Raw genomic sequence first — 13903 nt, forward strand, 5'->3', positions numbered from 1 at the left:
GCAAAAAAAGACCTACTGACTTTCATCAGTAGGTCTTCATTCAGTTAATAATAAATGTGTGAGGGGTTAAGCCGCTTCACTTTTACCATCAAAATCATTACGAATCAGGTAATCAAAGGCTCCCAGTGCTGCACGAGCGCCATCTCCCATTGCCATAATAATTTGTTTATATGGGATAGTAGTGACATCACCTGCGGCAAATACACCCGGCAAAGATGTTTGGCCATGGTTATCGATTTCTATCTCACCAAATTTACTCAGTTCAATAGTGCCTTTTAACCAATCGGTGTTTGGCAACAGACCAATCTGTACAAACACAGCATTCAATTCAACCGTGTGCTGTTGTTCAGTCGCTCTGTCCATGTAAATCAGCCCATTGACTTTGCCATCGTCTCCTGTGATTTCAGTTGTTTGGGCACCCGTGATGACCTTAACATTATCCAAAGAGAACAGTTTTTTCTGTAACACCGCATCGGCACGTAATTCACCGTTAAATTCAATCAATGTCACATGACCGACAATGCCTGCCAAATCAATCGCGGCTTCAACACCCGAGTTACCGCCACCTATGACCGCAACAGGTTTACCTTTAAATAAAGGCCCATCACAGTGAGGGCAATAAGCGACGCCATGACCACGGTATTCTTTTTCACCTGGCACACCCAGCTCACGCCAGCGAGCACCAGTAGCAAGGATCACCGTTTTACTTGAAAGCGTTGCACCACTCTCCAGTTCAACATCGATCATCTTGCCATTCTTTTTCAGACTGCTTGCACGTTGAAGATTCATCACGTCTACCTCATATTGTTTGACGTGTTCTTCTAATGCAGCAACCAATTTTGGTCCTTCTGTTTCTTTGACAGAAATAAAGTTTTCAATCGCCATGGTATCCATGACCTGACCACCAAAGCGTTCAGCCACAATACCTGTACGAATACCTTTACGTGAGGCATAGATAGAGGCAGAAGCACCCGCTGGACCACCACCAATAATCAACACATCAAAATCTTCTTTTGCGCTGATTTTTTCAGCTTCACGCTTCACTGCACCTGTATCCAGTTTGGCGATGATTTCAGGCAGGCTCATACGGCCTGAGCCAAAATTCTCACCATTCAGGTAGACCGTTGGCACCGCCATAATTTTTCGCTGGTCCACCTCTTCCTGATATAACGCACCATCAATCATGGTATGCGAAATATTCGGATTATGAACGGCCATTACGTTTAATGCCTGAACGACTTCCGGGCAGTTTTGGCATGAAAGTGAAATATACGTTTCAAAGTGGTATTCCCCTTCCAGCCCTTTAATCTGGTCGATCACTTCCTGATCGAGTTTGGTTGGATGCCCACCGACATGTAGCAGAGCCAACACCAGCGATGTAAATTCGTGCCCCATGGGAATACCGGCAAAACGAATTTTTTCTTGTCCATCGGGCTGTTTGATCTGAAATGACGGCTTACGAGAATCGCTGTCAGCATCATCAGCAAAAGTGATGTCACCTGACATATCAGCGATTTCTTGCAACAAATCGCGCATTTCAGTCGCTTTAGCACTGTCATCTAGAGCCGCAATCAATTCAATTGGGCGTTTGATGTTTTGCAGATAACCTTTCAGTTGTCCGGCGATATTTGCATCCAACATAATAATTTACCTTAATCAAAAATAATTTTAGTGACACTGCCCGGGCATTTGCCCGGACAGGTCGATATAGCCTGATTAGATTTTGCCAACCAAGTCTAATGATGGAGACAGAGTCTCTTCACCTGGCTGCCAAGAAGCAGGGCAGACTTCACCATCATGTGTTGCAACATATTGTGCTGCTTGCACACGGCGAACTAAGTCTTTAGCGTTACGACCAATACCCAGATCGTTAATTTCAGCAGCTTTAATCACACCTTCTGGGTTAACGATAAATGTACCGCGAAGTGCCAGACCTTCTTCTTCAATCATCACTTCAAAGTTGCGGCTGATAACACCAGTTGGATCACCAATCATTGGAAACTTAATTTTTTGGATGGTTTCTGATGCATCGTGCCATGCTTTGTGAGTGAAGTGTGTATCAGTTGATACTGAGTAAACTTCAACACCCATTTCTTGCAGTTGAGCATAGTGGTCTGCAACATCACCTAGTTCTGTTGGACAAACGAAAGTGAAGTCAGCTGGGTAAAAAACGAAAACAGACCATTTGCCTTTCAGATCATCGCTTGAAACTTCGATGAATTCGCCATTGTGATAAGCATTCGCCTTAAACGGTTTGATTTCTGTATTAATCAGTGTAGACATTATTTGCTCCTTAAATTTTGCATTAGTGTCGTAAGTGACAGTTCGCATTGTAGTCGAGGCACATAAATAGGTACAACGACTTAATTCTATTAGTATGATTGATAAAAACGATTAAACAATCGGAAAAATAAAAAAAGCCCTTGAAGTCAAACTCCAAGGGCTTTTTTATTATTATTTATCAATCTTAACGATTGCAAATATACATGGTTACTTCGAAGCCGAAACGCATATCTGAGTATTCTGGTTTAGTCCACATAATCAATTCCTCTTAATTTAAGACGTTGTTTCTAGGGAAAACAACGTAGGTATAGACTATCTAAACTGACAAAATGTCACATCAGGGTCTTGCTTGATTCATCTCAGGATTATTCTTATTAAAATAAACGGGATTATTCAGCGATACATGAAACTAGCGCTCAGTAGAATTCAACGCGTTTAATATATGAAAAATCGCATCGCACAACAATTGAAGGTCAGCAGTATCAATAATGTAAGGTGGCATGATATAAATCATGGTTCTGAACGGTCTGATCCACACACCCTGTTCGACAATAAAGCCTGGTAACCAGTCCATCGCATCATCAAGTGGTTTCTTTAGCTCAACGACACCAATGGCCCCTTTTACCCTGACATCCTTAACTAATTCATGATCACGATATTTAGTCAGCTCGGTATTCAAACTATTTTCAATGGTGGATACCTGCGTTTGCCAGTCACTCTCCAGTAACAAATCAATACTGGCAGCTGCCACGCGACAAGCCAGTGGATTCGCCATAAAAGTGGGACCATGCATCAATACACCCGAACCATCTGCAGCAATACCGTCAGCCACCTGCTGATTACACATCACCGCTGCCAGCGTCATATACCCACCGGTAAGGGCTTTACCCATGCAAATAATATCTGGCACGATGCCAGCCTGCTCGTAAGCAAACAGTGAACCGGTTCGCCCAAAACCAGTGGCAATTTCATCAAAAATCAATAGGATATGATATTCGTCACATAAGGCGCGTATTTGACGAAGGTACTCAGCGCAATAGATGCGCATACCGCCGGCCCCTTGAACCAAAGGCTCGACGATGACAGCAGCTAATTCGTGGTGATGTTTTTCCACCAAATGTTTGAAATCTTCGATGTAGCTATCCTGCCAATCAGCATCATCTCGACACTCAGGTGCAGCAGCAAATAAATGCGTCGGCAGCACTTTTTCAAACATTTTATGCATGCCATTAACAGGATCACAGACTGACATCGCACCAAACGTATCGCCGTGATAACCATTTCTGAATGTGAGCAAGCGATGTTTTTCAGGTTTATTCTGAGCAAACCAGTATTGAATAGCCATCTTAATAGCCACTTCAACAGAGACTGAACCTGAATCGGCTAAAAATACATACTGCAAACTGTCATCGGTTATCTCTACCAGCTTTCTGGCAAGATTGACTGCTGGTTCATGCGTTAAACCGCCAAACATGACATGCGACATCGTATCAATCTGCTGATGTGCAGCCTCATTAAGCTTTGGGTGATTATAACCATGAATAGCTGACCACCAAGATGACATACCATCAACCACTTCACGACCATCAGCCAGAGTTAATCTAACGCCTTTTGCTGATGTCACCTCATGTAATAACGGTGGGTTTGACACGCTGGTATAAGGGTGCCAGATGTGGGCGGCATCAAATTCAAGATTACTTAGTTTTGTCATGTCTGTTTTACATAGTCTTAGAGCTGGCTCACCGTTTTTAATTCAGAGAGCTAAAAACAAGAATGCCCGCATTGAGCGGGCACTTTTGAGAAATAGTGTTTCGTTTATTTAGTAACACTGAAGCTCTCACCACAGCCACATTCAGAAACCACATTAGGATTTCGGAATTTAAAACTCTGATTCAAGCCTTCGCGAACAAAGTCGAGTTCCATACCATCGAGGATTGGCATAGCGTCTTCGTTAATAACCACTTTCACATCACCATGCTCAACCACCACATCGTCAGCGGCCACTTCGTCTGCATAGTCAAGCGCATAGCTATAACCTGAACAACCACTTTTGACGACGCCAATTCTTAAGCCGACACCCGATGCACGTTTTGTCATCATATCTCTGACACGATTAATGGCAGATTCAGTCAATGTAATCATATTTTCACCTGTAACATTCAGTGATTAAGACCATAAATAATTGAGAACGTTTGATTCTGATTGAAGAATATCAAAGGCTTCTTAATTAGATTCACTCATTTAGATCTGTAAAAGTGATAAGTCGAAAGTTTGGGGCAAAGAGCAAACTAGAGCATATCAAATGCGATAACTTTTTCGCCGTTTCTACTCTTTTCAAAGTTAGACACGACTTGTGCCAGAGTGATGCCATCAAGATATACACGAATCTGATCACTTAAGCTTTGCCAAAGCTCATGGCTTAAACACTGCTCATGACCGTGACAATTTTGTCGACCTTCGCATTGTGTGCTATCGACCTTCTCATCAACTGCCGATATGACATCTAACACCGTTATGGTATCTGCTGCACGACTTAAACGATATCCGCCCCCGGACCACGAGAGCTGCTCACAAGACCTTGCTTTCTCAACCTTGCGAATAACTGCTCCAGATAAGAGAGAGAAATACCTTGTCTTTCTGAAATATCTGCCAGAGTTATTGCGCCTACGCCATAGTTCAGACTGAGGTCAAGCATGGCGGTCACAGCATAGCGACCTTTAGTGGTTAAACGCATTCTTACAAATCCAGAATAAACTTAATCGTCTAAAGTTTACATGCCTGACTATTTTAGTCAACTTTTATTCTCTTCGTTGTCCTTGTAGATATCACACCCTTCTAAATCCGGCATTTCAACGTCAGGTAATTCACCACCCAGACGATGGATAGTTTTGCACATCACATCAACGCGCTTATCCATAGCGTGAACATGCTGAATCAGTCCATGAATGGCCAAAGCCACCGGATCCATAGTTTTACTTGAGGTACCGTAGGCATCAAAACCAACCGACTGTGCTAGTTTTTGACGTTGTTTTTCGTCTTCACTCAAGTTGGTTTTCACTACCCTACCCGGCACGCCCACAACGGTATCACCTGAGGCAACATCCTTAACAACTACGGCATTGGAACCTATACGGGCACCATCATTAAGCGTAATAGGACCAAGTACTTTTGCACCGGCACCAACAACAATATTATTTCCAAGCGTAGGATGGCGTTTCCCCTCTTTCCACGATGTGCCACCCAGGGTGACTCCATGATAAAGCGTCACATCATCGCCGATTTCTGCGGTCTCACCAATGACGACACCCATACCGTGATCAATAAAAAAACGGCGGCCAATCTTAGCGCCGGGGTGAATTTCAATACCGGTAAGCCAACGTGAAATGGAAGAAATAAACTTGGCGAGCCATTTCCAGTTTGAACGCCACAACCAATGACTTAGACGGTGAAACTGCAGCGCATGTACGCCGGGATAAGTGGTGACAATTTCAAATACATTCCGTGCTGCCGGATCGCGATCAAAGACACAAGAGATATCTTCTTTGATGCGTTCCCAACGGCTTATTTTTTCTGTCATTCTTTCCTCGCTTTGGTTTCTGCTGCACGCAAAATACCATGCATAATCTGTAATTCGTTTCGATCCATATCCGCTCTGTTAAATAGTCGGCGTATACGTCGTAACAGGTTACGTGGGTTTTCAGGATCCAGAAAACCGATGGTCGTCAACGAACGTTCAAAATGATCATATAAATGAGCTAAATCTTCTGAAGTTACCGCCTCACGCTCTTCACCAATACGACCAAAATCAATATTAGGCTGGAAGCTCATTCTGAGTTCATAAGCGACGACCTGGACTGCCGCAGCCAGGTTTAGAGAACTATAATCTGGATTAGCAGGAATATTGACTAAATACTGACATCGATCGATTTCATCATTGGATAAGCCAGAATGTTCACGACCAAACACAATAGCTATATGTGTATCATCATCGAACTTTTCAAGTTGCGTCACTGCTTCACGCGGATTCATTACTGGCATATGCAAGTGACGTAAACGGGCACTCATCGCAAAAGCATAGTGGCAGCCTGCCAATGCATCATCGAGACTATCATGTACCACCGCACGGTGTAAGACATCATCCGCACCGGATGCACGTGTTGTTGCTTCAGCACTTGGGTAAATTTTAGGCGAGACAAGATGTAGATTTGTGATCCCCATCGTTTTCATTGCCCTGGCTGCCGCACCGATATTACCGGGATGCGTTGTACCGACAAGCACAAAACGAACATTATCCAGCGACTTCATTAGAATTCCTTGTTATAAACATGGCATCACCATAACTAAAAAACCGGTAACGCTGTTGGATGGCATGTTGGTATGCCTCCAGAATGTGTTTTTTACCTGCAAAGGCTGAGACCAGCATTAACAGTGTGGATTCAGAAAGGTGAAAATTCGTTACCATGGCATCAACGCTTCTAAATTGATAACCCGGATAGATGAAAATATCCGTTTCTCCTTGATAAGCCGTAATCTCACCGTTAATGGATGCTGACTCTAACGCTCTGACACTGGTAGTGCCGACAGCGATAACCCGGCCACCACGTGCTCTGGTTGCTTTTACTTGTTCTGCCACTTTATCACTGACGGCAATGACTTCTTTATGCATCTGATGAGAACGCACATCATCCACTCTGACCGGCTGAAATGTACCAGCGCCAACATGTAACGTGAGCTCAGCTGTTTCAATTCCTGCTTCACGAATTTTATTCAATAAGGCTTCATCAAAATGTAGACCCGCTGTAGGTGCAGCCACGGCTCCAACATTCCTGGCATAAACCGTCTGATAACGATCTAAATCCGCTTTATCCACTTCCCTTTCAATATAAGGGGGTAATGGTAATCGTCCATACTGATCAAGCGCATCTATCACAGAATGAATATCGTGAAACTTCAACTCAAATAAAGCATCATGCCGCCCGAGAACTTCCGCATCAAGCACACCTTCAAGTTGCAAATGACGACCGGCTGCTGGCGATTTGCTACTTCTTATATGCGCCAGTACCCGAGTTTCATCAAGCACCCGCTCTATCAACACTTCAACTTTACCACCACTATCTTTGACGCCAAAAAGGCGAGCGGGAATCACTTTTGTATTGTTAAAAACCAATAAATCATCAGGCTTGAGTAGTGATAGCAGATCGGTAAATTGGAGATCCTGGCGCTGACCGCTATTCCCTTCCAGAAACAATAATCGACTGGCAGTTCGGTTCTCTGAGGGGTATTGGGCGATTAGCTCTTCGGGCAAATCAAATTGGAAGTCACTCGTTTTCATGGGCGCGATCATAGCAAAATGTCTATCAAAACAGCATTTAAATCATCCATGTCGTCCAGCTTCAGCGAGAATAACGTTCGCTTTAGCTATTACTATCAATTAGTTAGATTTTTCAGTTAAGAACAAATGAAAATCACCCTTCCAATACTCAGGGGTAGACGTTATAATTTCGCGCTTAGGTTGCCGGGGTGGCGGAACTGGTAGACGCGCCGGATTCAAAATCCGGTTTCTTCGGAAGTGCGAGTTCGATTCTCGCCCTCGGTACCAACCTAACTCTTCTCAGCATCAATCAACTATCCCTATAAATCTGTATACACCAATCCCTATAGAATGAACGTAAATTGTTGATTTATTTTCAGTGGCTCTATTAGCACAAGCCCGACTTCACTCTATATGCACTCCCAGGCTATTTGTATAAATTAATCTCCGTGTGGCTCGATGATGGGTGGCAAACACCCACTTGGATGACATCAGGGGTGTAATGTTTTTTGTAAGTGGGGATCTGCCATTGAAAAAAGCGGGTATCCAAAAGCAACAATTGAAGCCGAGGAGAGTAAGAGAGAGGTGTAACTGATACCCGCGATTCAGAAAATATAGCAATGAATTATGACTATTTTATGAATCGAAAAGAATTATTACCCAGCGATGTGTGGCCCCATACTTTTTATAGTTCGGCGATTCTCTACTTTTATCACTTAACGTTAAGTGATGTAACCACCTCTCTCCCCTTTCAAATAATTCAGCCCATTTCCATCTGAAAAACTTTGTTCTAGATCCTAGGCAGTCTGTTTTTCGAGTAATCTTTTTATCAAAGCAAAAGACACCGGTTTTTCTTCTATCATCGCGCTAGCAGGTAGCGTGACTTCTTTGCCTAATGCTGATTTATCTTGTGTTGTCACGATAATGATTTTGGCGTGCTTGGTTTCTTTATTTTTACTTATGGCATCGACAAGATGTGCCACATTCATATCATCCATTTCCCAATCGACAATGATGAGGTTGGGTTTATAGCGGCCTGTCAAAATGAGGGCATCAAATCCATTGTCTGTCACATGAATATTGGTCGGCAGCCCTTCCTGCCACTGTAGTAATTGTGATTCGTATAACCTCAATAGTTCGCTGTCTTTATCAACAAGTAACACCGTTAATTCAGCATGACTATTCAGTGTTGATTTGCTGGGTATTGCTAATTCTTGAGGGATCGGTTTGCCTAGTTTTTCTGCCAGACGAATCACTTCATCTTCAGAAATTCGTCGGTGGCCACCCAGTGTTTTTACAACATTAATCAATCCTTGATTTGCCCATAGCTGGATTGTTCTTGCTGTCACGCCGAGTAACTTAGCGAGTTGAGTAGTAGTAAACAATCTTTTTTCCATATCAGTCACACCATATTATGTTGTGTACAATAGTTTACACTAATTTATTCTTTTTTTGATTTTACGCTTAGATGACAAGGATAAGTAAAATTAGTTATGAATTTGAAAGCATTGGCTCCTCTATTGTACTAATATGAAATAAATTAGACTTTGCTGAAGAGGATTCATTATGGATACAAGTTCTCATTCCTTAGAAAACTTATTTCTCCAATTAGGGTTGGATAATAGCCCGGCCGCGATGGATGAATTTATTTTTGAGCATAAACTGCCTCCAGAAAAAACGATTGAGGCTGCGGAATTCTGGACAGCCTCACAGAGGGCGTTCATCAAAGAATGTCTCTCAGAAGATTCTGACTGGGCAGAAGTTGTCGATCAGCTCAATGTGTTACTGCATGAATAACTAACGGATTGAGCGATAGGTTCCAGTACGATCACGTTTGGTGAGTACTATTTGCCAAAGTTGGCCTTGTCGTGATTTAAAAAAGCCAGCGCAGCTCATCAAGTAATATTTCCACATACGGTAGAAACGTTGGTCATATTTTTCAGACAGCATTGACCAGGCGGCCTCAAACCTATCCCACCAGGCCAGTAATGTCAGCGCGTAGTCTTGTCCAAAATTATGCCAATCTTCTATCACCATGCGTTTATTTAATACATCAGCAATCTGCTCAGCTGATGGCAGCTTGCCATTTCTAAAAATATATTTATCAATCCAGGGGTCAACCCGATGAATGGTTTTATATATACCGATAGTATGCAAAAGGAATAAACCGTCTTTTTTTAATAAACGATTCACGGTATCGAAATAGATCGGATAATTTTTTTCGCCCACATGTTCAAACATGCCAACCGAGACTATTTTGTCGAACTCACCCTCTAGATCACGATAATCTGTCAGACGAATTTCTACAGGTAATCCTTTACAGCGTTGCTGAGCGAGTTTTTGTTGCTCTTGAGATATCGTTATCCCCAATACTTCAACGCCATAATGTTCAGCCGCATGACTTGCAAGACCACCCCAGCCACAACCAATTTCCAATAACTTTTCGCCTGGTTTGAGTTGTAGTTTTTTGCAGATCAGATCTAATTTATCCAGCTGAGCTTGCTCCAGCGTATTGGCTTTTTGCCAGAAACCACATGAGTAACTCATCGTCGAGTCGAGCATGGCCTCAAATATATCATTACCGATATCGTAGTGTTGTTCACCCACCTGATAGGCACGTTTTTCAGTTTGTAGATTAAAGAAGCGGTGTCTAAGACTTTGAAGAATCAGAGCAAACTTACCCACGCCCACAAGGTTTTCTTCAATATTAGCGCGCATGATGCGATAAAAAAGCTCATCCATTCGCTCACAGTCCCAGAGACCATCCATGTAGCTTTCCCCGAAGCCTAATGAACCTTTCGTTAAAATCTGAGAGTAAACATCACGATGGTGAACTTGAATATCCCAAGGATTGCTGCCGTTAAAACGAACATCACACTGTTTGGCTAGCTCACGTAAAACTGCAGGCGGAGACAAAGAAGCCTGACTGGATGTTGATGAATTATAGATGTCATCACGATTATCATACTGCTCGAATCTAGCCATGCTTTTCCCTACCTCCAGAGAGTGAGCCTGAATAAATTAAAGAATTTGATTAACCTGTAAATTACTTGTTTAGACAATATATTACAATCCGTGTAATTACGTACAGACATAAAAAAGCCCGAACAGACCGCGTCATGTTCGGGCTCTCAGAAGCATGATTTTTATTCTGCTTCTTTTACAATTTGTGCTTGGTGGTAGTTTTGTAAGCCCATTTTTTCTATCAAGCCAAGTTGCGTTTCTAACCAATCAACATGCTCTTCTTCAGAGTTTAAAATATCCTGAAACAAGTCACGGGTGACATAGTCCCCGACAGATTCACAATATTTAATGCCTTCTTGTAAATCGGGGATGGCATCTAATTCGAGAGCTAAATCACTTTCGAGCATTTCTTTTGTATTTTCACCAATACGCAGTGCACCTAGATCTTGTAAATTTGGCAAACCTTCTAAGAATAAAACTCGCTCTGTTAATTTGTCTGCGTGTTTCATTTCATCAATAGATTCATGATATTCATGTTCGTATAGGTTGTGCAGACCCCAGTCTTTATACATTTTGGCGTGAAGGAAATATTGATTGATAGCAATTAGCTCATTCCCTAATACTTTATTTAAGTATTCGATAACTTTTTTATCGCCTTTCATAAACAACCCCTTAATTTCATGTAAAGTTGCCATGATTATCGTTTGTCTGAGTCAAAAGTCAAAGCTAAGCGACTGTTTTAAAAATAAAATCAGAATTATTATCATCTAGATTGGGATATATACGGCAGGGTTGTTTGGACGATGAAAGATGTCTAATGACATGATAAACACAAAAAGACCTTTATGTTTATCAACTTAGCTAATTGAATAGAAACAGATACTCAGTTATTGAGCGGGAATGATGGTTACACACTGAACTGAGAGTGGTAATGAGAATGACTTATAGTTAACTAAAATACTTTTTACCGTGCGGGAAGATTAGCCCTCTCCGGAACATGCACTGGGGATAACATTCGTTTGTTCAAATTCATTTAGCAAACGATTAACTTTGAACTGACACTTCCCACAACATGCAGACGCGCCGGTTTGTTCACGAATGTGATGAAGTGTGTTTGCACCAGATTCCATGGCTTCGTTGATGGCGTCCGAGTTCACATTGTTACAGATACATACAATCATTGCAGTACTCACTTGAGGTTTGATGTTAATGATAATGATTGTTATTTAATGAGTCAATTATATTTTTAGATTATTCCTTAAAAAATAATGATTTTTTCACAAAGCCCATACAGCAATACGTTATGCTTACGTTGCAGGCAATCAAAAAGTAAGGACCGAGAGATGAAGATCAACCCAGCAACCGTTCTCATTGTCGAAGATCATCAAGATCTGGCGGCAAATGTAGGGGACTTTCTAGAAGAAGGAGGCATGACTGTCGACTTCGCTGCCGATGGATTGACAGCATTAAAGTTATGCAGTCAGAACCATTATGATGCTGTTGTGTTAGACGTCATGATGCCGGGGATTGATGGCTTTGAAGTCTGTGAACGAATTCGTGGTGAGCTACAACTTGATATGCCTATCGTAATGCTCACAGCCAGAGATACACTCAATGACAAATTGAGCGGCTTTGAGTATGGGGCAGATGACTACCTCATTAAGCCTTTTGAGATGAAAGAATTAGAGGCAAGACTGACCTCACATATACGTCGTCATAGAGGAGAAATGGATACAAAATCATTGCAAATTGCCGATATGATTTTTGATCCTAAGACCATGCGTGTGACACGAGCTGGTGAAAATGTCCGCCTTTCACCCATCATGCTACAGATTTTGAAAATTCTTATGCGTGAATCACCAAAGTTAGTGACACGGGAAAAGCTGGAAACAGAGATATGGGGTGAAGATACCCCTGACAGTGATACGCTACGTAGCCATTTATACAATCTTAGAAAACTGATTGATAAACCTTTTCAGCAACATCTGCTACACACTATCCCTGGCGTAGGATATAAGCTCTGTGAAGAGAAAGATCTATAAGAGTTAGCTTTCAATCTGTGACTTAGGAAAATGGACGCTCACCTCTGTCCCTTTTCCAATTTCACTGGTGATGCGTAAATGCCAGAAGTAGCGATTGCATAAACGTTTAACAATGGTCATTCCTAAACCATAGCCCTTTTCATTATTATCACGCTCTCCGCGATAAAAAGGTTCAAACACATTTTTCACTTGTTGCTCACTCATCCCAACACCACTATCAGCAACAGAAAAGCCCTGCTGCCAAATTTTGATAATCACATGGCCTTTGGGCGTGTAATTAAAGGCATTACGCAACAAGTTACTCATCAAAATAGACACTACCGCTTCGGGTGCCTTAACCACTAATTTAGCTTGTTCATCAATATCGACGGTTATCGACTTGTCTTGGAATAGTGTCTCCAGTGTGTCCAACTGTTTCAGGGCCATCGCATTAATATCAACATCCTGAACCGGTAGCACGGCTTTTTCTTCCCTCGCCAGTATGAGCAGTGTTTCAATCAATGCTTCCATGTCATATAAGGTGCGATAAACTCGGCGCATCGTTTTATCATTAGCCACATCGTAACGACGCTCGAGTAATTCCATGGCACTTCTTAATACAGCTATTGGGGTTCTCAGTTCGTGACTGGCATCTCGTGTGAAATGGCGCTCCCGATCAATAAAGAGCTCAAGACGCTGGGTAAACTGATCCAACGCGCCTACTAAGCTTGATACTTCATCGTCGGGGATATCACGTAGTTCTTGCAAATCCAAGTCCGGTAGACTGCCATCTTTGATTTCGGCTTGTCTCACCGACTTAGCTAACTTCACGATAGGCGATACCGCTTTATGCGATTGACGATACGCTATCCAGGCCAAGATATATAACACCACTAACACGCCAGCGAGCGGCAAAATGCCAAATAAAAGCGCCAGACGAGAGACTTTTACTTCATCAAAAATCAGATAAAGTCGGCTATTACCTTTGTCTTCTATGTAGAGAATGGGGGTTTCTTGATTTAATCCAGCTCGCTGATAACCAGGTGACAAAGGCACTAATTCTTTAGGTAAGGAAGAATAGTCTCCATCTGTGACCAGATAGGTTTTTAAATTCATTGTATCTGGTGGTGGAAAATCAGGATCTTTCTCACGCATTTCCCAAAAGTGCTGAGCTTCACCTTCTAATGCCTGTCGCACCAGCACATCTTCAACCATGATTTTTGCGGCATAAATACCACCGACAGTGACCAGACTAATTAATAGAACCTGTATAAGAAAAACTTTAACTAACTTGGCTTGAAGCGTGGATTTATTTTTCAGCATT

At 42.2% G+C, this 13903-nt stretch carries 15 protein-coding genes, 1 tRNA gene and 1 pseudogene; 3 read left to right on the plus strand and 14 right to left on the minus strand.

Features of this window, described 5'->3' with window-relative positions:
* Positions 1 to 66: 66 nt before the first annotated feature.
* From ahpF to queA, 9 genes and pseudogenes are all read right to left on the minus strand, one after another.
* The gene (gene ahpF, locus QUE24_RS02240; RefSeq protein WP_286305050.1) at positions 67 to 1641 is read right to left on the minus strand and encodes an alkyl hydroperoxide reductase subunit F; all 1575 of its coding nucleotides are present in this window, start codon (positions 1639 to 1641) and stop codon (positions 67 to 69) included.
* 75 nt (positions 1642 to 1716) lie between these two features.
* Positions 1717 to 2283 (minus strand): alkyl hydroperoxide reductase subunit C, encoded by a 567-nt coding sequence (gene ahpC, locus QUE24_RS02245; protein WP_286305051.1) that lies wholly within the window; start codon positions 2281 to 2283, stop codon positions 1717 to 1719.
* Positions 2284 to 2467: 184 nt separating this feature from the next.
* Positions 2468 to 2539, minus strand: a complete 72-nt coding sequence (gene pqqA, locus QUE24_RS02250) for a pyrroloquinoline quinone precursor peptide PqqA (RefSeq protein ID WP_081443609.1) — start codon at positions 2537 to 2539, stop codon at positions 2468 to 2470.
* 153 nt (positions 2540 to 2692) lie between these two features.
* Positions 2693 to 3994: an adenosylmethionine--8-amino-7-oxononanoate transaminase gene (gene bioA, locus QUE24_RS02255; RefSeq protein ID WP_286305052.1), complete on the minus strand. Its 1302-nt coding sequence runs from the start codon at positions 3992 to 3994 to the stop codon at positions 2693 to 2695.
* A gap of 104 nt (positions 3995 to 4098) precedes the next feature.
* A complete protein-coding gene (locus tag QUE24_RS02260; RefSeq protein ID WP_286305053.1) occupies positions 4099 to 4425 on the minus strand; it encodes a HesB/IscA family protein in 327 nt (108 codons plus the stop codon).
* Positions 4426 to 4571: 146 nt separating this feature from the next.
* Positions 4572 to 5017: pseudogene (locus tag QUE24_RS02265) on the minus strand (Rrf2 family transcriptional regulator).
* Positions 5018 to 5074: 57 nt separating this feature from the next.
* Positions 5075 to 5860 carry a serine O-acetyltransferase gene (gene cysE, locus QUE24_RS02270; RefSeq protein ID WP_286305054.1) on the minus strand — a complete coding sequence of 262 codons (786 nt, stop codon included), beginning with the start codon at positions 5858 to 5860 and terminating at the stop codon, positions 5075 to 5077.
* Positions 5857 to 6588 (minus strand): RNA methyltransferase, encoded by a 732-nt coding sequence (locus tag QUE24_RS02275; protein WP_286305055.1) that lies wholly within the window; start codon positions 6586 to 6588, stop codon positions 5857 to 5859. The genes cysE and QUE24_RS02275 overlap by 4 nt, the downstream gene beginning before the upstream one ends.
* Positions 6572 to 7615 (minus strand): tRNA preQ1(34) S-adenosylmethionine ribosyltransferase-isomerase QueA, encoded by a 1044-nt coding sequence (gene queA, locus QUE24_RS02280; protein ID WP_286305056.1) that lies wholly within the window; start codon positions 7613 to 7615, stop codon positions 6572 to 6574. Before queA ends, QUE24_RS02275 begins: the two co-directional genes overlap by 17 nt.
* Before the next feature lie 182 nt (positions 7616 to 7797).
* Between queA and QUE24_RS02285 the strand changes: the two genes are divergently transcribed.
* Positions 7798 to 7882: transfer RNA gene (locus QUE24_RS02285), tRNA-Leu, on the plus strand.
* A gap of 509 nt (positions 7883 to 8391) precedes the next feature.
* Here the strand turns inward: QUE24_RS02285 and QUE24_RS02290 are convergent.
* The gene (locus QUE24_RS02290; RefSeq protein WP_286305057.1) at positions 8392 to 8991 is read right to left on the minus strand and encodes a helix-turn-helix domain-containing protein; all 600 of its coding nucleotides are present in this window, start codon (positions 8989 to 8991) and stop codon (positions 8392 to 8394) included.
* A 169-nt stretch (positions 8992 to 9160) separates the two neighbouring features.
* Here QUE24_RS02290 and QUE24_RS02295 point away from each other — a divergent pair, with 169 nt between their 5' ends.
* Positions 9161 to 9391 (plus strand): DUF2789 domain-containing protein, encoded by a 231-nt coding sequence (locus tag QUE24_RS02295; RefSeq protein WP_286305058.1) that lies wholly within the window; start codon positions 9161 to 9163, stop codon positions 9389 to 9391.
* Here QUE24_RS02295 and cfa read toward each other — a convergent pair whose 3' ends face one another.
* From cfa to QUE24_RS02310, 3 genes are all read right to left on the minus strand, one after another.
* Positions 9392 to 10579: a cyclopropane fatty acyl phospholipid synthase gene (cfa, locus tag QUE24_RS02300; RefSeq protein WP_286305059.1), complete on the minus strand. Its 1188-nt coding sequence runs from the start codon at positions 10577 to 10579 to the stop codon at positions 9392 to 9394.
* Between the two features lie 161 nt (positions 10580 to 10740).
* Complete coding sequence (bfr, locus tag QUE24_RS02305) at positions 10741 to 11220, minus strand: bacterioferritin (protein WP_286305060.1); 480 nt, start codon at positions 11218 to 11220, stop codon at positions 10741 to 10743.
* A 318-nt stretch (positions 11221 to 11538) separates the two neighbouring features.
* Positions 11539 to 11739, minus strand: a complete 201-nt coding sequence (locus QUE24_RS02310) for a (2Fe-2S)-binding protein (protein WP_286305061.1) — start codon at positions 11737 to 11739, stop codon at positions 11539 to 11541.
* A 162-nt stretch (positions 11740 to 11901) separates the two neighbouring features.
* Between QUE24_RS02310 and QUE24_RS02315 the strand changes: the two genes are divergently transcribed.
* On the plus strand, positions 11902 to 12600 hold the full coding sequence (locus QUE24_RS02315; protein WP_286305062.1) for a response regulator transcription factor: 699 nt from the start codon (positions 11902 to 11904) through the stop codon (positions 12598 to 12600).
* A 3-nt stretch (positions 12601 to 12603) separates the two neighbouring features.
* On the opposite strand, the gene QUE24_RS02320 is transcribed toward QUE24_RS02315, so the two are convergent.
* On the minus strand, positions 12604 to 13902 hold the full coding sequence (locus QUE24_RS02320; RefSeq protein ID WP_286305063.1) for a sensor histidine kinase: 1299 nt from the start codon (positions 13900 to 13902) through the stop codon (positions 12604 to 12606).
* Between the last annotated feature and the right edge of the window lies 1 nt (position 13903).

The sequence above is a fragment of the Methylophaga marina genome, from assembly GCF_030296755.1.
GTDB lineage: Bacteria > Pseudomonadota > Gammaproteobacteria > Nitrosococcales > Methylophagaceae > Methylophaga > Methylophaga marina.